The organism is Alteromonas sp. ALT199 (assembly GCF_018619335.1).
Classification (GTDB): domain Bacteria; phylum Pseudomonadota; class Gammaproteobacteria; order Enterobacterales; family Alteromonadaceae; genus Alteromonas.
Map to the genome: position 1 here is coordinate 1 of NZ_JAHHDX010000064.1, position 18,015 is coordinate 18,015.

Genomic DNA, 18,015 nt, shown 5'->3' on the forward strand with positions numbered 1-18,015 from the left:
AAATAAATTTACCCTATAAAACGGTTCAAAATGCACATGGCAAAATGAGCTTTCCGTCAGGGCGCGCGCTTTATACCACAATACTACCTAAGCCTCAAGTTTTGAGGGAAAAAAGCCAAGATTTAAAGTATTTCGTTCATTAAAAATATAAAACGCTTAGTCTAGTCGCATTACACATTTGCACTTTGTAAAAACAACAAATAAAAACGCTAAAGATCATTACCTTACTAAGAATGACATGAATAGTGTTATACTGTGTAAGTAAAATAAATTCTTCACCAAACTAGTTTCAAACGATTTGAGAGGCGCTGTGACAGCTATTATCAAAACCCCAGAAGAAATCGAAAAAATGCGCGTAGCCGGTAAACTGGCTGCCGAAGTACTTACTATGATCGGGCCTTATGTAAAGAAAGGCGTTACCACTGATGAGCTAAATACTATTTGCCACGACTACATTGTAAACGAGCAAAAAGCGGTACCAGCGCCTTTAAATTACGGCCACCCACCGTTTCCAAAGTCTATCTGTACGTCAGTAAACCACTGTATTTGTCACGGTATTCCTTCTGACAAGAAACTAAAAGACGGTGACACCATCAACATCGACGTAACTGTTATAAAAGACGGTTATCACGGTGATACTTCGAAGATGTTCGTTGTAGGTAAACCATCTATTCTTGCCGAGCGCCTTATTCGCGTTACTCAAGAATGCCTATATAAAGCAATTGAACAAGTAAAGCCGGGTATGCGTCTTGGTGATATTGGTCATATTTGTCAGACCCACGCTGAAGCGCATAACTATTCAATTGTGCGTGAATACTGTGGACACGGTATCGGAGCGAGCTTCCACGAAGAGCCGCAAATTGTTCACTATGGTAAGCCAGGTACGGGTGATGTCCTTGAGCCAGGTATGTGTTTCACCATTGAACCTATGGTAAACGCGGGCAAGCGCTATTCAAAGGTACTGCCAGACCAGTGGACTGTAGTAACTAAAGACAGAAGCTTGAGCGCTCAGTGGGAACATACTCTTTTGGTTACTGAAACAGGCGTGGAAATACTTACGCTTCGTGAAGAAGAAACCATAGAGCGCGTTATTTCACACGGCTAAGTAGTGCTTAACTAAGTTCATGACTTTGTGAATAGAAACGTTACGAACATCGTAGAAGCGACTGTCTAATCAGCAGTCGCTTTCTTAAAGCACTTTTTTCTATTCAAAATTCCATTTTCAACTCTTCGCTTGCCCCTCGACTCTTCCTATATTTGACACGCTACACACCTATAACAAAAAACCATAAATATTCACAATCTAACCTAACTTATGCAGTAATTTGCTACTGCGAACTGCTATCAATTCATGTTATTGTTCGTAGCGTCTAAAAAGAAGTCTATTTCAAAGGTGTATTTTGACGCTGCAATCACTGATAAAGAATATCGACACCATAACCTCTGTTGATGAAATTCCAGCAATTAAGTCGTGCGTGGAAGCGAGTTATAAGTGGATCACTGAATCTTTCGATGCCACACCGGTTAATCAACTCGTTACCGGTCGAGCGCAATTTGTCGATGCACTACTTTGCCACCTTTGGCAACTTTATGGTTTAGATACGGTAGACGAGCTGTCGCTTTGTGCAGTCGGCGGCTATGGCCGAGGTCACTTACAGCCGCATTCAGATATCGATTTATTGATTGTGAGTAAAAAAACACTTAAGCCTGATGTGCAAGAAAAAATTGGCATGTTCATCACCCTTTTATGGGACATAAAGTTGGATGTAGGGCAATCTGTTCGCACGATTAAGGAAACGGTTAAGCTAGCCAAAGACGATATCACTATTGCCACTAATTTGGTTGAAAGTCGGTTACTGTGCGGAAGTGAAACCACTTTCGACAAATTGTGGGATGAAGTTAACGGTCGGAATTCATGGTCGAGTAAAGCTTTCTTCTCGGCTAAATATGATGAACAGAAAAGGCGCCATGCTAAATTTAACGGCACCGCTTACAACCTTGAGCCTAATATCAAAGAAAACCCCGGGTGTTTGCGAGATATTCAGTCTATTGGCTGGGTAGCGAAAAAACACTTTAAGGAATATGACGGCTGGAATTTAGTAGGTCATGGCTATTTCACCGAACAAGAACACAGCGAACTTATTGCCTGCCGTATGCACCTTTGGAAAATGCGCTGTGCGCTTCACTTAGTGGCCGGTCGAAGCGAAAACCGCCTGTTATTTGATTATCAACCCGATGTAGCAAAAGTAATGGGTTACGGAGAGGAAGGTAAGTCTTCTGTCGAAAAAATGATGCGGGACTTTTTCCGCACCGTTGCTCGCGTTTCTGAGCTAAACCAGATGCTTCTTCAACGCTTCAAGTACGATATGCTAAATCAAAGCGTACAGCAGAGCCTTATAATCAATGAAGACTTTGAGCTTCTTGATAATATGATTTCTCCTCGCCACGAAGCTGTATTTTCATCGCCGGAAGCTATATTAGATTTTCTACACCTTGTAGCTAATACTCCAGAAGTTCAAGGGCTAAGTACTATTTGCATTCGTCAACTGCGCAACGCACATAGAGCCTTTGAGAGTGAATATTACGTAGAGCGCCCTTTATGTCGAGAAAAGTTCATGCGCTTAATGAAACAGCCCGAGTTTTTCAATTTTGCTTGGGACATTATGCATCAGTACGGCATTTTACAAGCCTACCTTCCACAGTGGGATGCCATTGTGGGCATGATGCAGTTTGACTTGTTTCACGCCTACACGGTGGATGAACACACTCACCGATTAGTGAAGCATGTAAACTATTTTTTCTCGAAAGAGAACAAGGATTTTCCGCGCTGCGGCAGGATTTGCCGAAACCTCGACAAACCTGAAATACTTTACATTGCGGCGATTTTCCATGATATCGCGAAAGGTCGTAATGGCGACCACTCAACCCTAGGCGCGCAAGATGTAGCTAAATTCTGTGAACAGCACGACGTATCAAGTAAAGATGCAGAATTAATTGCATGGCTAGTAGAAAACCATCTGCTTATGTCAGTCGTTGCCCAACGCCGTGATATCTACGATCCTGACGTTATTAGCGAATTCGCCAGTGCGGTAAGAAGCCACAATCACTTAAATTTGCTTTATACTCTTACTCTTGCAGACATTCGTGCAACCAATGACAATTTATGGAACGATTGGAAAGCGTCGCTACTTCGTGAGCTCTATTTAATGACGCAAAAAGCCTTAGATAATGGTTTACAGTGCCAAGTGACATTAAATGAAAGGGTTGCCACGCACAAACATCAAGCTCGACAAATACTGCAAGAGCGCGCTATCGATACTAATGCAATAGATGCACTGTGGGCTCGTTTTGATGACGACTATTTTGTTCGCTTTAAGCCGACTCAAATTGCGTGGCATACAGATGAAATTATTAAAGCACAAGATGAATGGCTGACACCTGAACACAACGGACTATTGGTAAAAGCGAACGACAACAGCTCCAAAGGCGGCACTGAAGTTTTTGTGTATGGCAAAGATAGAAAGGCCTTGTTCGCTCAAGTAGCATCGGTTTTAGATAGTCGCAATTGCTCTATCCACGATGCTCACGTAACCGTGACCAGAGATGGCTATGTATTTGACAGTATGCTTATTCTTGAAAACGACGGTAACCGTTTAAGTTCAGAATCTCGCATTGCATCTATAGAACAAGCCATTTCCAAGCAGCTAGAAAAACCAGGGCGCTCACACGAGAATAAGCGCAAGTTGCCTCGACAAATGAAGCAATTAGACGTGCCCACTAAGGTTCGTTTTTTCAATATCAACGACGAAGCCACACTTATTGAGTTAGAAGCTCTAGACGCACCGGGCATTTTAGCTAAAATTGGACATGCATTCGTTGATACTAATATGACACTTAAGCTCGCAAAGATTGCCACCATTGGTGAGCGAGCCGAAGATATTTTTATCGTCAGCAATGAAGCTGGCACAGCATTAACCCAAGAACAACAGGTAAACCTTAAAAAGCGCATCCTGTTTAAACTCGACCAACTTGAAGATATCACAATACCATGAATGAATTGAAAGCCATTATTGAAGACGCCTTCGAAAATCGCGACAGTATTAGCCCGTCATCAGCACCTGATGAAGTAAGAGATGCAGTAGCGCAAGCTATCGACCTACTTAATAGCGGTAAAGGCCGCGTTGCAGAAAAAATTGCTGGCGAATGGGTTGTACACCAGTGGCTGAAAAAAGCGGTTCTCCTTTTCTTCCGCCTTCACAACAATGATGTAATTGAAGGCGCAGAAAGCAAGTTTTACGACAAGGTTCCTCTTAAGTACACCAACTACACCGCTGAGCAATTTGCCGCTGACGGTGCGCGCATTGTTCCACCAGCTGCTGTACGTACAGGTACGTTTGTAGGCAAAAATGCCGTTGTTATGCCTTCTTATGTCAATATTGGTGCATTCGTAGATGAAGGCACTATGGTAGATACATGGGCAACGGTAGGCTCATGTGCACAAATCGGTAAAAATGTTCATCTTTCAGGTGGCGTGGGCATTGGTGGTGTACTAGAGCCACTCCAAGCAAATCCAACCATCATTGAAGACAACTGCTTTATCGGTGCGCGTTCAGAAATCGTGGAAGGCGTGATTGTTGAAGAAGGTTCTGTTATTTCAATGGGCGTTTACATCGGTCAAAGCACGCGTATTTATGATCGTGAAACCGGTGAAGTTCATTACGGCCGTGTACCTGCAGGTTCTGTAGTAGTGTCGGGTAACTTACCGAGCGCTGATGGTAAATACAGTCTTTATGCTGCTATTATCGTTAAAAAAGTAGACGCGAAGACCCGCGCGAAAGTAGGCATCAATGCTCTACTTCGCGGTGTGGAATAAAGCGCCGAATAAATATCAAAAGAGGCGCTTCAGCGCCTCTTTATATTTATAGCCAATAAAGTCTTTTCAGCACTTACGACAAAAGCTTGTCTTTAATGGTATTAACCCACTCTACCACATCTTTTTCTGGCTCTAAGGTTTCAATCGCATCAACTTCTAGCATATCAGCAACCGCGTTACCTTGCAGTTCACAGAGTAATTCTTGAAATTGTTTACCAGCACCACAGTAACTTTCGCCATAGCTGCTATCCCCTAGCGCTGCAACAGCAAACGGCTTTCCAGTTAACATAGGCGATTCGTCTTTTAAATCTGAAAACACAAACTCTAAGTTAGGTGGCACATCGCCCTGACCTGTTGTAGAGGTAATAATCAAGAGCGCGTCAGCATCAGTGAAATCCGCTACCGACGGGTCGCTTTCTAGTGAGCAATCCACGCCTTGTTCAGCTAAGTTTTCTTCCACCTGCTCAGCTACGTGTTGCGCGTTACCGTAAACCGTACCCGCAATAATTTTCAATGTTGCCATCTTTACCTCTTAAACCATGATCACCGCCTATCTAAACAGACGGAAAGAATATCTATTTTACCAAGCTAAACGGTTTTAACCTGTCTACGAATTGTTGCATTTCATAGTGCATCTCACCATTAATCGTTATCCATTTTCCGCTAACAGGATGAGAAAAGCCCATATGAGTACAACTTAAGGCCAAATTGTTAAAATTAAAGTGCTGTTTAGCGAATTTGTTTTGCTTCCCATCGCCGTGAGTTGTATCGCCGATAATTGGGTGACGAATGTGTACCATGTGTCTTCGAAGCTGATGTTTACGCCCTGTACTAGGAGAAAGTTTTACTAACGAATATCTAGCGCTTTGGTATCTGCCTACCGGCTCTGGTATTTCATACTTTGCTAGTGACTCGTACATGGTAGACGCTGGCTGAGGTGCTTGCTGCGGCCTTTTATGTTTGTCTGCAATTTTGTCATAGCGATACTTAAGGGCATAATCAATAAAGCCGGTGTGGTTGACGAAGCCTCTAACCACAGCGTGATAAACCTTAACCACCTGCTTATCCATCATTTGCTGACCGAGCTTCGCTGCAATTTCTGAGCTAAAACTAAACACCAGGACGCCTGATGTAGGCCTATCTAAGCGATGAGCTGGAAACACGTGCTTGCCAATTTGATCTCTGAGAGTCTGCACCGCAAAAACGGTTTCATGCCTATCTATAGGACTCCTATGTACTAGGAGACCTGGGGGCTTGTTTATCGCAATGATATGCTCATCTTGGTATAAAACAGGCAAGTGCAGAGCCTTTATGCAAGCTTTTCCTTCACCCCCAACTTCTTCACAAGCCTGCTTTTCCTCGAGCCTTTTTACATCGTCTCTTAAATCCTTTGGGGTAGCACCTGGAGCTTGGTCTGAGTTATTCATCCAATGTCTCCACTAGCAATATCGTCAATATTTTGTAGTACAGACAGAGTACGTTGATTCCCGGGTGATAAGTAAACCTCTGCAGCAGGTGTTATTTGCATAGCCGGTATAGGGTGCGCCTGGGTTAAAAAAATGCGCATTTTGGGAATAAAAATAAACGCTAACCAAGCTTCAAAAGAAAAACAGTCAGCTGCGAAAGGCACTTCACTCCCCATAGCATTCTTAAGGTCTTTTTCGTTGGGCAATTGTTTTGGCCAAACACCGTCTTGCAGCATAACTGCTTTCAATTGTTCCAGAGCTTTACTTAAAGCAATGTGACTGGCGCCATTCGTTTTATTCACAACATCTCCGCCATAAAAAACGCTTCAATTTTGAAGCGCGCAGTATATCAGGGCGTTAAGCTCAACATAAGTCAACATGACTTATCGTTGAAATTCTTATGCTGTGATACCATTAACTAAGTTTGATAGCGGTTTTTCATAGAGATGAACACCCTCTAGCAAACTTTGATTAAAGCAGTATTTTGGAACGAGTTATGAGCGCTAACGGTATTAATTCTATCAGTGAGTTTTTGTTACACGCAGGCACTGAGTATCAAGTTTTTGATCTTGGTCGTCGCCTTGAGCTTACAGATAGCCAAACCTTTTTAGAAATAGAAAATGGCAGTGCTTACGCGCCTTATCCTCGCCAACAGCACGCTTGGTTTGGCATTGTCTTTTGGAATAAAAATGCATCCACACAGCATTATATTTGGTTCGTTAAACTGCCGCTTGACGAACAAGGCTTAGTGGTTGCCGCTACTAGAAATCATTTTTTAGAGATTATTGTTGATGCATTAGGGCAGTCTGTTGCCGAAGATACGGAAAAAGCACAAACCCTCCCCGATAATCCTTATTCCTTCGTTCCGAATCAATCGCAACTTGCTCAGTTCAATGCTTTGGTTAAACGTACTTTAAACCAGCCGTTAAATGAAGAAGCGCAGAAAGTTGAGGCTTACATTCAAGCGCCGCAACTTGTTGACTGGCAACAAATTTCGATGCAAAGCGTAGCTGATTTTGTACATCACTTCAGCGCGAACGCCAAACGAGACACTCTAGAAGGGGTGATTAAAACCAACACATCGCTCTACTCCGATGTTTTTCTTAACACCTTGATGGAAATGAGCGAGAGTGTTTCATTGCCCGAAAGTTTATCAGCAGTGTATTTGAGTGAAATAGATAAAAGTGGGGATATAAATTTAGCGGCACTGAGAGGAACCTCAGAAAGTGATTTCAACCCTGCGATAAATAGCAAACTATTAGATTTGTTGAAAAGCGAACAATCTCAGCGGCTGGATATTTTAAGCGTTATTGCCGCACGTCATTTCGAGCAAATGGAGCCGTTGCTACTTAGTACCTTTTTAGAACAGACTGCGATAGTTGATAAGAAAGACGGTCATCAAGGGGCTTTATTTGCAGGCTTTTTCTCAGATTTAGTGCAAATACCAAAATTGCGCCGACAAGTGCTTACCCTTCTGCATTCTAATGCCAACTCAGACATTCTGAGCAACGCATTTCAGCAATTGTTTGTGCAGGCGAGAAAGTAGATGACGTTACTTGAATTAGTCGTATGGTTAATTATTGGATTTACCGGCTATCAATTTTGGCGTATTCGAGCTATTTCCGAGCGAACAAACGGATATCTAAAGCAATACTGCGATAAACATGGTTTACAGTTGTTGAGTGTGGCAAGAGCCAAAACGCGATTCTCGTTCAAATATGGCAAGCCTGACTGGCACAGCTTATTCAATTTTGAGTTTTCAAGTAATGGTGAAGACAGATATACCGGCGAAGTTGAGTTAATAGGTGTAAGGGTTATGCGAACCGAAGTACCACCGCATAGAGTTTGAGTAGCTTTACCGCGCTTCGCAGCTCAATATAGTACTGAGACGTATTCCTTTAATAACTAAAAATACCTTTCTGAGAAACGCCAAAAAAAAGGGGAACCTGATGGCTCCCCTTTTTCCTGGAATTTTGAGTATCCTTCTCCGCGATCCTTTGCGACTAAAATCTTCCCGATTAAAATCCGTATACGCCCCTTTCCATCTACTCTCGCGACTTCCTGTGCGAGCTACCCTTCCATGCGTAGGTCCCTTTCCTTTTGTCCTTTGATACTACACATCCTGCATGCAGCGTTCCTCATCCTGAGGCTGTCCTTGTCAGGCTCCGCTGACCTTCCCTTCCTTCGTCCTTTTTTCGCTGCACATCCTGCTACAGCTTTGCTAATCCTTTAGCATGTCCTTTGTTCTTCCCTGGTTTGCTCGTCCATGCAAACTTAAATTCCTTACTGGCATCCTACCCTTGGCTCCATGCCTCAAGCTCCTTGCTAGCATTATCCCTTTCCATGCTACGTCCTGTCTGTGATGTTCCTATCACACTGCCGTCCATGAATTCCCTTCGCTTCCTTAAAATCCTTTATAACGTCCGTGTTGTGCAGTTCCCAACTGCTTTCCTTTCCCTTCACCCACAGCCTTGTGAGAATCTCTTCCTTAAGTTGTCCTAGGTTGTTCCTTTGAAAAAGTCCTGACTCAATCCGTGACTCGTCGTGTTTCCTTGTGACATGTTTATAGTATCCCTTCCAATTGTTACCGCCATATTGAATTACAAACATTTAAGAAAGCTCTTTGTACGACTTTTGTCTAAATTAAAAATAATCCAATAAAATCAAAGACTTCATACTTTAGTATAAATTGATCTTTCAAAAATTAGGTAAGATCACTCACAGCGTTTGTAGGACATATCTTACAAACGCTGTAGTAAATTTGGTGTAAAGGTGAAGATTTTGCTGAACGATATTTAAGCGGCAAGATGAAATTGAATAAAAATGAGTCACTTTTGTCTAAACATCACCTCACCGTTTACGTGAGAAAGGCTTAACTGCCCAACAACCTGATAGTTATCATCATTAAAAAAAGTCCGATGTTTATCAACGGTCACAAATACTGCAACTCCTTCGCTTTTCTCGTCTTCTTCTATAACGCTATCAATGGCACCTAACAATAGGCGCCCAAAGCCATGATGTTGGTAATCTGGATGAACTGCGATAAAGCTCAACATATGAAAATCATCAGCTGGTACTAGCGCTCTTACTTTTTCTTCTTTTTCTAGCATTTGCTTGGTGCCAAATAGACCCGCTGTTAACAACATTCGTAATCTCCAATGCCAGTAACGGCCTGAACCGAATGCTGCGTCAGGTGCAGTCAAACACGCCACTGCAATCAACCGCTCTTCCTCAAACAAACCAACCATGGGCTGCTCAGCCACCCAAAATGCGTTTAGCTCTTCACGAATAGCAGAACGAAGACGGCTTTCATAACCTTCTTTTTCAGCACGAAAAATGTCAATGAATAAGGGGTCATCAACGTAAGCATTGTAAAGAATCGAAGCTGCAACTTTGAGGTCATCTACAGTAAGGTAAATAGCTTTAACAGCATCTTGCGAGGGGGCCAACGCATTATTCTGTGCATCGGTAATCATAAAGGGCTCCTTGTACGCAAAGTTGATGACTTGTAAGTGTTCGTTTCAATGAAGCGGTTGCACTGGCCATGCTAAGTAGACCTGACCCTCTCGACCGCTTTCAATAAACGAAAGGGCGCTCGTTCTTACATTAGATCACACGCCCATGGTAACTGCTCAACTTTTAGCCTACTCGAAAACCCCTACAATGTTAACTTTTTATTAACACACATAAAGTGTGACAAATTCAGCTTTTGCTATTTCATCATCGAAACGACAAGTAAATTAATGCATTAAACTATATGCACTGTCGCCCCAGCCTACTAAATTGCCATTTCTGAAAACAAGCGGTGTACACTCATCTTTTGTTGTAATGCCGTCGCCCATTGTCTTTTGAGTACGATAATAAAGTACGCGATATGTACCGTCTTGCTTTTCAAACAGTTCATTAAAATCTGCTACGCCCATTTTCCTTAAAACGCTTTCGTAACTGGTACCCGTTTCAAGATTCGCAATATGTTTGCGATTGTTAAACTCTCTATCCTCCCAGTCAGCACCGTAGTGACCATCAGAACCACTACCTACAGATACGACACAGCCAGAAAGTAAAACTGAAGATGCTAAAGCGATAGAAAGAAGAACTGTTTTCATGTGAATTCCTTAGTAATTTATGTGTTTTTTATTTTGTTAATTAAGTGCCTACTGGCTTTACACTTAAAACTTACCGTTGCAAAAGTGTTTAAGCTAAACCGTAAACAGGATACTACGCCCACTTTGTGAATCGACACTGAATAGAAATAGCGCTGCTTAACCCCAGTCGCGGCATTTACGTAAAATGATGTAATTTAATGTTAGATAAACAAGATTGGGGCCAATCACGCATCCCCATGAATTTTATGAACTTTTTATGAAAAGGTGTTTTTTGGATTTTTCAAAAATAGTGAAATCAATAACTTATTAGTGAAATTGACTAGGTTAACAAGCTACACTGATGATATTGACGACTTTACATCATTTCTTGATCATGACTAATTCAAACTTACAACAGCTTCACGCTTTATGCCTTCATATGCATCAAGAAGGCAAAACACCATCGGTAGGTATTTTAAGGGCCAAGGCTCCTTTTAAGACTTCTGTTACAGAAGCTATAGAAGCAATTAAACGCTTCAACGCCAACAAGCCCAAGCTAGACGCCTCTATCGAAGAAAAAGCCGCTCAGCAAAACTTTCCTTTAAGTACACATCAAGCAGACAGCTTACAAGCGCGGGTAGATACGCTAGAAAAAGAAGTAGCAGAGCTTAAAAAAGCGCTACATGAGATTGTGAGCGCTAAATAGCCGCAAGCACCTATAGCAACATGAACTCCAACTCAGTCAACGTATAACCAGACATTTGCTCTATGCAGTAGGGGTGAGTTGCTCAAGAAACGTCGAAAGCGATGGAGCAAGAATTTTGGACGGTTCTCTGCCTACTTGCTCTAATGCAACTTCACCGCTTTCATTGATAACCGTTAATATAAAATCTTCTTCGTCTGTCAGCCCAAAAAACAACGTTGGTGCCTGCTTAAGTCTTTCCTTCATCAACAAATGACCAATTAAGTTTTGTTGTAGTCGATCGAAATCCTCACTATTAAAAACTTGAAGCAATTCACAACGACCTTGCGGGGCCATAGATTTTAAGTTATCACTAAAATATCGGGTAAAATAACGACAATAATCGGAATTAAGTTCAAGAGACAAAGCTTCTTCAACATTGCTGAAAGATAATGGAGGAGATTGCAGCACAGGAGACCAGTTAACGAGCTCCCCATCTTGTGCCGTCGTTTCATAGCACGGCGATGGCCATTCGCTATCATAGGCGATTTTTAATCCATCACCCTCTGCGTGTTTGATATAAGACGATACAAATTTATCTAATTGTGCAGAAATTGTTAGAGCCATAATGACGTTACCTTCGTATTTTTGGGGTACACTATACAACTAAATAGTTAAGTCAATATTGGGGTAGTTCTGGCTGTACTGCATGTTTGAGGTGCACTTTAGAAAAATGCGCTTTTGCAGAACTTCTTTTAGCACTCCAAGTAGATAGATGAAAGGTTCTTATGTCGACTGACAATTCGTCTCAAAAAATTATTATTTCTGCTCCTGACGACCTATCGCTAGGTAAACAGGTTGACTATGAATTTAAATACAACCCAAGCTTATTGCAAGGGGTACCACGCAGTTTAAGCCGAGATACGCTAGCACTGACCGATTCTGTATTACCTTTTGATGGTATAGACACATGGACGGGATATGAACTTTCGTGGCTAAATGAAAAAGGGAAGCCTAACGTTGCAATTTTGGAGTGCCACGTTCCAATTACCTCAAAAAACTTAATTGAATCGAAATCGTTCAAATTGTATTTAAATAGCTTCAACCAAACAAAGTTTGCTTCGGCAGAAGACGTACAAAAAGTGTTACAAACCGATTTGTCAGTGTGTGCAGAAGAACAAGTTGAAGTAAAACTAATTCTTCCGCAGCAATTTTCTTCGCTGCAATTCCAAGAATTTAACGGGACCTTGTTAGACACTCTTGACGTGGAAATCGAGCAATATTCCCCTAACACTCAATATCTGACTGTTGCCAAAAATGAAGGCCAAGTTAAAGAGACCCTAGTTTCTCATTTACTTAAATCTAATTGTTTAATCACAAGTCAGCCAGATTGGGCTAGTATTCAAATAAGATATGAAGGAAAAGCTATTGAACATGAAGGGCTTTTAAAATATTTGATTAGCTTTAGGCAACACAACGAATTTCATGAGCAGTGTGTCGAACGTATCTACAACGACATCATGCAGCATTGTCGGCCAGAAAAGTTAACCGTATGTGCTCGTTACACTCGACGAGGAGGTTTAGATATCAACCCTTTTCGTTCGAATTATGAAGCACCCTATGCCAATCATCGTCAAGCACGTCAGTAATTAAACGGTGAAGTATACTTAACAAGGCTAACTAAACCCCGGCGGTAACAGCGAATTAGAACAAAGACGAGATTATGGAAGCCAAACAACTACAAACGCTAAAACAAAATAACACGCTTCTTTGTCAGTTTATTGTGAAGCTCTCAGCATTTTATGAGGGCTTTTCAGATAAGATAGATACTGAACTAAAGATATTGCGAGGCCACCTTTCTGGCTCTCCTAATTTTAGTCTTGCCGCGGTGAGTATTGAAAAGCTTAATAAATCTCTTCAGCATCAAGAGATAACTCTTAGAAAATACAGCGTTGATACAGTGTCGTCATTAGAAGATGCTATGAAACAGTTGCAGAAAATTGTATTTGAAGACGAGGACTTAAAAGGACTTACAACACAAGAGTTGATCAAGTTAAATCAACCGGTGGGCGATATTTTTAGCATTTACAAGCTTTACTCAAAAGCGATTGCTCTTCACCGCATTGCGTTGAACAAGAATATGATTGGGCTCGAACCAACCAATACAGTAGAAAGCTCGACTTGCGAGCAAGAAGGATCGCCAACCCACTCACTTAAAGATCATAACCCTCATTACCGTTCTATCTTAGTCGAACTCAATCATTTGATCGCTTCTTATGCGCAGAAAAAGCCCAACGATCAGCAACTCAACGACATAAAGCTACGCCTTGATGAAGGCATGGATGAAGACCAGCTACTTAAAAGTTGCGTAGTGATATTGAGAATGATTGTGCAAGACGCTATGTCGGAAGCGAGTTTGACGGGTAAAGTTATACAAAGTCTTCACCGCTCTCTTGGCGAAGTTAGCAATGACGTGAGTACGACGATAGAAGATAGCCAAGCCCAGTTTGAACAGCGCAAAGTGAGCAACGAACAGCTTAAACGCCATATTAATGATATCGAAGAAACTATGTCAGAAAGTGAGTCGTTAGAGTCACTAAAAGAGCAAACACAGCTTCGCGTAGAAAAACTCATGGAAACGTTAAGCGAACAGCAAGATAATGACCAGCAGGGTCAAGAGGCACTTATGGCACTGCTATCGTCCATGCAATCGCGTATAGACACATTGCAGCAGCAAACCAGCGTTTATAAAAAGAAACTGGCTGAACAAGCCATTCAAAGCCGCACCGACCCACTTACTCGCCTCCCAAACAGGCAAGCTTATAACGAGAAACTAGAAGCAGCTTTTAATCACTTTAAGGCAAATGGAGAATTACTCGCAGTCGCGGTTGTAGATATCGACCATTTCAAATCAATTAACGATAGATTTGGTCACGCAGCAGGCGATAAAACCCTGCAAGTGGTGAGTAAGTTCTTAAAACAAAGCCTGTCTGACAACGATTTTATTGCAAGATGGGGAGGAGAAGAGTTCGTTATGCTGCTTCCTCAAGCAAAAATGGTAGATATAGATAAAAAGCTTAATGAAGTTAAAACTAAGCTTGCAGCTATGCCCTTTAAATTTAAGCAAGAAAAAGTAAAAATCACCGCTTCATTTGGCGCTACTAGCTTCGATGACAATGACACCACAGAAACCGTTTTCGAACGCGCCGATGAATACCTGTATAAAGCGAAACGCAATGGCCGTAATCTTGTAGTTACTGATTTAAGCACTGATTTGTAGGAAGTAATGTATGAAGAAAGTGCAGCTCAACCCTGTTGGTTGGATGAGCCAACTATCACAAGCCGAAGTCTCACGCCTTCAAGACGCAACTGATAGCGAGCTCTTTACAATGTTTAGAAACTGCTGTCTTGCAGTGCTAAACAGCGGCGTCGATGAAGATAATTTTGAAGCGCTTTTTGCTCCCTATGAGAACTTTGAAATAAAGCTCATTCGTCGCGAAAGAGGCGTAAAGATTGAACTGGTTAATCCACCGGAAGTGGCTTTCGTAGACGAAAATCTCGTGCGTGGAGTACATGAACACCTATTCGCTGTACTTCGCGACTTGCTCTACATGGGAAATAAATATGCATTTCTTCATCAAACTGCACCGGCTGCAGGCAACGAAATTACGGATATGGTGTTTGACATGCTGCGCCATGCCAAGGCACTTGAGGGCAACGACGGCGTAAACACAATTGTTTGCTGGGGCGGCCACTCTATTAACCAGGTTGAGTACAAATACACTAAAGAAGTAGGCTATCAACTAGGCCTGCGCGATATGAATATTTGTACCGGATGCGGTCCTGGCGCAATGAAAGGCCCGATGAAGGGAGCAGCTATTGGTCATGCAAAACAACGCCATAAAACCGGCCGCTATATCGGTATTTCTGAACCAAGCATTATTGCGGCCGAGCCCCCCAACGCCATTGTAAACGAACTTATCATTATGCCTGATATCGAAAAGCGTCTCGAAGCCTTCGTTAGACTCGGCCACGGTATCATTGTATTCCCAGGTGGTGTAGGAACAGCTGAAGAACTACTCTACATGCTTGGTATTTTAATGAATGAGCGAAATGCACAACAGCCATTTCCCTTTATTTTAACAGGGCCTGCCGGTAGCGAAGAGTATTTTGAAGCCATTGACGCCTTTATAGGAGCTACGCTTGGGCAAGAAGCACAGTCAAAATACCAAATTATTGTGGACGACCCAGAAGAAGTAGCACGTACCATGAGTAAACGCCTCGAAAAAGTGCGGAAATTCAGAGGTGCAATGGGAGATGCTTTTAGCTTTAACTGGTCTTTGAAAATTGAACAAGATTTCCAAAAGCCCTTCATTCCGACTCATGAGACTATGGCGACACTTCAGCTTCATTGGGAGCAAAGTAAAAGTGACCTTGCTTCAAATTTACGCAAAGCCTTTTCGGGCATCGTTGCGGGGAACGTTAAAGCAGAAGGCATTGCTCAAATAAAAAAACATGGCCCGTTTGAGCTGACCGGTGACAGTGCATTGATGAATGAAATCGATATGTTGCTAAAGTCGTTTGTAGAGCAGCATAGAATGAAACTACCCGGTAGTGCGTACGAGCCTTGTTATATAGTGAAGAACAAATGAGATCACTCGAACGTGATATGAAGCATTTGCTTACGTTTACTACTTATGTTCGATAGGCGTTTTGATGTACACTAGCCTATAGTTTTGTTAAACCTAGAAATGTTACTTGTGAAGAGTATTCCTTGCTCTACACTCGTACCTTTTGGCGCTAGTGTCTCTCACCAACATTTAAGTATAAAAAACGAGAAGTATCGGTCATGAACACCAAGGTTATTCGTCTAATTTTAGCTGGCATCGCGTTGTACACGGTGTTTGTTTTTATGGTTATCGCGTTTTATCCCGATAAACCAGAAAATATGGATTGGAAAGACCGTGAAGAATACAACCGCGTCCAAATTACCAAATTAAAATTGGGCAGTACTCGAGAAGAAGTATTGGCTCTACTGGGCTCTCCTGATATTACAGAAGCTAAACGACAAGGTGCCACAGCGATTCAGGTTATGTTTTTTAGAACCCAGCACGTGCGCGCTGACGGGCTGACCACCCAAGATGAATGTACGCCTTTGCTATTCGAAAACGATAAGCTTATTGCGTGGGGTGAAGGGGCCTACTCCAGCTATCAAAAAAGTTAAAAGGATGGGGAGTGACCAACATCATTTCCACGCTTAAACGCCTTGTTCATAACGGCGGGACTGAGCTTTCGGTCGAACAGCGTATTAATCACTGGTTAAAAAACGCCAAGCGAATATTGACGTTAGTTAATGCAAATCCAGCACTTGCCGCCGCGACTCTGCACATTGAAAATGATTTACCAAAAGACACACAGCAACTTATGTTACTTGCGCTTTTTGGTAAGTTATGTCGATTCAACGACCATTACTTACAACATATTCTCGCATCCTTGCTCGCTACTCTTTGGTTATCTAGTAAAAATACATCTAATAATAAGATACCTGACTTACTTCGCTTTTTACGCAAACACAATCTGTCTATTTGGTTAGATATTATAAAGTTGCAAAAAGCCTTTCAGGTTGAAAAGCAGCTTAACTACGTTGCAGATAACCGACTCAATTTAGCTCAAAGGCTTTGTCTTATCTCTGGTGTTTTTTCAATCAGAGCAAAAAAAGCAAACTACAATGTGGTATTTTCTCAAATTGTAAGCCGCTTACCTGCACACCACCGACACCATATTTCGCCGCTCATTACATTGTTCGGAGGTACTCTTCCCGGTACAAAAGTATACGCTGAAGGTGTACCGGGCGCATTAGTCGATATTCAACAAAGTCATGGTTATGTGTTTATGCTCAGCAAAGATAACGATGATGGTAAGTGGCTTCCCTTATCGTCTATTCGCACGCCAGTTCCGTTATCACTGCCATTCGAACACTTTGTCGCACTATATACAGACACGGCTAACGCAAGAGCAAATCAAGGAGGCACACCATTTCTGCCGTCAACTTTTTCAATTCAAAATCCGCCTAAGGCTCTTATTACTATAATTGACGAATTGCAAAAGCCAGATGTGGTTATTGAACAGCTATGCGAGAAAATTGAAAAAGCGCCCTCTTTTAATCACTTTTTGATGCACACTGCGAGTCAGGACAATAGACTACAGCTTCCTGTAAAAAGCTTAAAACAGGCAGTGTTAACTTATGGTATAGAACGAGTAGGCGACATGCTTATTCAGTTCGCCCTGTTGGAGCGTCTAACACAAAATCAATTTCCTCTTATGGGAATGTGTAAGCAAATAACTTTGCTGGCGTGTTCACTCGCGAGCTACTTTTCCCAAAACGTTGACTCAAAGTTTACGCCACAATCGGCAGCCTTAACAATGACCTTTGTCTGCACGCCTCTATTTACTCTTCCCGGTTTCAAGGTGTCCCGGTCGTTGCCAGTCGACCTTACCAAAACGGTATCTATCAATAATGCATTTAAAGTGAAGTCTGATACGCCTTGGCTTGCGATAGCTTCTGAGCTCGCTGGAAGTTGGCATCAAAGCTCAACATGGCGCGCTGTGATACATCAATGTGGAAAAGCGAGCACCGACGTCCCAAAATCAATTCAAAAAGAGCAAGCAATTCTGGTGTTAAGCTTTACCCTCGCGAAAGCCTGCTTGTTTAACCAAGACGTTTATTCCTTGCTTCAAGATATTAAGATAAAAACGCTGTTAAATATTCTAGGAGTGCAACGCGATGACGTATTTTCTGCGCTGGAATCCAACGGACAGTTACTGTTCTGTCCCCTGCCTTTATAAGGCATTACACCTTTAACTTTTACATAGATAGATTACTTCAATGTTCAATAGGAAAGATCAGGT

17 protein-coding genes are annotated in these 18,015 nt (G+C 42.1%); 11 read left to right on the plus strand and 6 right to left on the minus strand.

Annotated elements, in window-relative coordinates:
- The first annotated feature begins 310 nt into the window (after positions 1-310).
- From map to dapD, 3 genes are all read left to right on the plus strand, one after another.
- Entirely contained in the window at positions 311-1,105 is a 795-nt protein-coding gene (gene map, locus KL866_RS06770; RefSeq protein WP_025254288.1) for a type I methionyl aminopeptidase, read from the plus strand.
- 295 nt (positions 1,106-1,400) lie between these two features.
- On the plus strand, positions 1,401-4,052 hold the full coding sequence (gene glnD, locus KL866_RS06775) for a [protein-PII] uridylyltransferase (protein WP_025254287.1): 2,652 nt from the start codon (positions 1,401-1,403) through the stop codon (positions 4,050-4,052).
- A complete protein-coding gene (gene dapD, locus KL866_RS06780) occupies positions 4,049-4,873 on the plus strand; it encodes a 2,3,4,5-tetrahydropyridine-2,6-dicarboxylate N-succinyltransferase (RefSeq protein ID WP_025254286.1) in 825 nt (274 codons plus the stop codon). Before glnD ends, dapD begins: the two co-directional genes overlap by 4 nt.
- Before the next feature lie 73 nt (positions 4,874-4,946).
- On the opposite strand, the gene KL866_RS06785 is transcribed toward dapD, so the two are convergent.
- The 3 genes from KL866_RS06785 to KL866_RS06795 are packed head-to-tail and all read right to left on the minus strand — an operon-like array spanning position 4,947 to position 6,641.
- A complete protein-coding gene (locus KL866_RS06785) occupies positions 4,947-5,396 on the minus strand; it encodes a flavodoxin domain-containing protein (RefSeq protein ID WP_214994197.1) in 450 nt (149 codons plus the stop codon).
- Between the two features lie 52 nt (positions 5,397-5,448).
- Entirely contained in the window at positions 5,449-6,300 is an 852-nt protein-coding gene (gene truC, locus KL866_RS06790) for a tRNA pseudouridine(65) synthase TruC (protein ID WP_214994198.1), read from the minus strand.
- Complete coding sequence (locus KL866_RS06795; RefSeq protein WP_311236126.1) at positions 6,297-6,641, minus strand: YqcC family protein; 345 nt, start codon at positions 6,639-6,641, stop codon at positions 6,297-6,299. Before KL866_RS06795 ends, truC begins: the two co-directional genes overlap by 4 nt.
- Before the next feature lie 194 nt (positions 6,642-6,835).
- Between KL866_RS06795 and KL866_RS06800 the strand changes: the two genes are divergently transcribed.
- Positions 6,836-7,885 carry a DUF3549 family protein gene (locus KL866_RS06800; RefSeq protein ID WP_025254282.1) on the plus strand — a complete coding sequence of 350 codons (1,050 nt, stop codon included), beginning with the start codon at positions 6,836-6,838 and terminating at the stop codon, positions 7,883-7,885.
- Positions 7,886-8,188, plus strand: a complete 303-nt coding sequence (locus tag KL866_RS06805; RefSeq protein WP_025254281.1) for a DUF3301 domain-containing protein — start codon at positions 7,886-7,888, stop codon at positions 8,186-8,188.
- A gap of 979 nt (positions 8,189-9,167) precedes the next feature.
- On the opposite strand, the gene KL866_RS06810 is transcribed toward KL866_RS06805, so the two are convergent.
- Together KL866_RS06810 and KL866_RS06815 are read right to left on the minus strand one after the other, a co-directional pair.
- Complete coding sequence (locus KL866_RS06810) at positions 9,168-9,815, minus strand: GNAT family N-acetyltransferase (protein ID WP_025254279.1); 648 nt, start codon at positions 9,813-9,815, stop codon at positions 9,168-9,170.
- A gap of 264 nt (positions 9,816-10,079) precedes the next feature.
- Complete coding sequence (locus KL866_RS06815) at positions 10,080-10,445, minus strand: DUF3192 domain-containing protein (RefSeq protein ID WP_025254278.1); 366 nt, start codon at positions 10,443-10,445, stop codon at positions 10,080-10,082.
- A gap of 340 nt (positions 10,446-10,785) precedes the next feature.
- Between KL866_RS06815 and KL866_RS06820 the strand changes: the two genes are divergently transcribed.
- Complete coding sequence (locus tag KL866_RS06820) at positions 10,786-11,130, plus strand: hypothetical protein (RefSeq protein WP_251139888.1); 345 nt, start codon at positions 10,786-10,788, stop codon at positions 11,128-11,130.
- 60 nt (positions 11,131-11,190) lie between these two features.
- On the opposite strand, the gene syd is transcribed toward KL866_RS06820, so the two are convergent.
- The gene (gene syd, locus KL866_RS06825) at positions 11,191-11,733 is read right to left on the minus strand and encodes a SecY-interacting protein (protein ID WP_214994206.1); all 543 of its coding nucleotides are present in this window, start codon (positions 11,731-11,733) and stop codon (positions 11,191-11,193) included.
- A gap of 161 nt (positions 11,734-11,894) precedes the next feature.
- On the opposite strand from syd, the gene queF reads away from it, so the two are divergent.
- From queF to KL866_RS06850, 5 genes are all read left to right on the plus strand, one after another.
- Positions 11,895-12,755 (plus strand): NADPH-dependent 7-cyano-7-deazaguanine reductase QueF, encoded by an 861-nt coding sequence (gene queF, locus KL866_RS06830; protein WP_025254275.1) that lies wholly within the window; start codon positions 11,895-11,897, stop codon positions 12,753-12,755.
- A 74-nt stretch (positions 12,756-12,829) separates the two neighbouring features.
- Complete coding sequence (locus KL866_RS06835; RefSeq protein ID WP_025254274.1) at positions 12,830-14,386, plus strand: GGDEF domain-containing protein; 1,557 nt, start codon at positions 12,830-12,832, stop codon at positions 14,384-14,386.
- 10 nt (positions 14,387-14,396) lie between these two features.
- Positions 14,397-15,758: a nucleotide 5'-monophosphate nucleosidase PpnN gene (gene ppnN / locus KL866_RS06840; RefSeq protein WP_025254273.1), complete on the plus strand. Its 1,362-nt coding sequence runs from the start codon at positions 14,397-14,399 to the stop codon at positions 15,756-15,758.
- Between the two features lie 197 nt (positions 15,759-15,955).
- The gene (locus KL866_RS06845; protein ID WP_025254272.1) at positions 15,956-16,330 is read left to right on the plus strand and encodes a DUF3192 domain-containing protein; all 375 of its coding nucleotides are present in this window, start codon (positions 15,956-15,958) and stop codon (positions 16,328-16,330) included.
- Between the two features lie 11 nt (positions 16,331-16,341).
- Positions 16,342-17,952, plus strand: a complete 1,611-nt coding sequence (locus KL866_RS06850) for a hypothetical protein (RefSeq protein ID WP_025254271.1) — start codon at positions 16,342-16,344, stop codon at positions 17,950-17,952.
- Positions 17,953-18,015 lie beyond the last annotated feature (63 nt).

Excerpts from the sequence above, each read along its gene's own strand:
- KL866_RS06800 (WP_025254282.1), top strand. The coding sequence starts at position 6,836 with ATGAGCGCTAACGGTATTAATTCTATCAGTGAGTTTTTGTTACACGCA.
- KL866_RS06805 (WP_025254281.1), top strand. The coding sequence starts at position 7,886 with ATGACGTTACTTGAATTAGTCGTATGGTTAATTATTGGATTTACCGGC.
- truC (WP_214994198.1), bottom strand. The coding sequence starts at position 6,300 with ATGAATAACTCAGACCAAGCTCCAGGTGCTACCCCAAAGGATTTAAGA.
- KL866_RS06835 (WP_025254274.1), top strand. The coding sequence starts at position 12,830 with ATGGAAGCCAAACAACTACAAACGCTAAAACAAAATAACACGCTTCTT.
- ppnN (WP_025254273.1), top strand. The coding sequence starts at position 14,397 with ATGAAGAAAGTGCAGCTCAACCCTGTTGGTTGGATGAGCCAACTATCA.
- KL866_RS06815 (WP_025254278.1), bottom strand. The coding sequence starts at position 10,445 with ATGAAAACAGTTCTTCTTTCTATCGCTTTAGCATCTTCAGTTTTACTT.
- syd (WP_214994206.1), bottom strand. The coding sequence starts at position 11,733 with ATGGCTCTAACAATTTCTGCACAATTAGATAAATTTGTATCGTCTTAT.
- dapD (WP_025254286.1), top strand. The coding sequence starts at position 4,049 with ATGAATGAATTGAAAGCCATTATTGAAGACGCCTTCGAAAATCGCGAC.
- KL866_RS06820 (WP_251139888.1), top strand. The coding sequence starts at position 10,786 with ATGATATTGACGACTTTACATCATTTCTTGATCATGACTAATTCAAAC.
- KL866_RS06845 (WP_025254272.1), top strand. The coding sequence starts at position 15,956 with ATGAACACCAAGGTTATTCGTCTAATTTTAGCTGGCATCGCGTTGTAC.
- KL866_RS06810 (WP_025254279.1), bottom strand. The coding sequence starts at position 9,815 with ATGATTACCGATGCACAGAATAATGCGTTGGCCCCCTCGCAAGATGCT.
- queF (WP_025254275.1), top strand. The coding sequence starts at position 11,895 with ATGTCGACTGACAATTCGTCTCAAAAAATTATTATTTCTGCTCCTGAC.
- KL866_RS06785 (WP_214994197.1), bottom strand. The coding sequence starts at position 5,396 with ATGGCAACATTGAAAATTATTGCGGGTACGGTTTACGGTAACGCGCAA.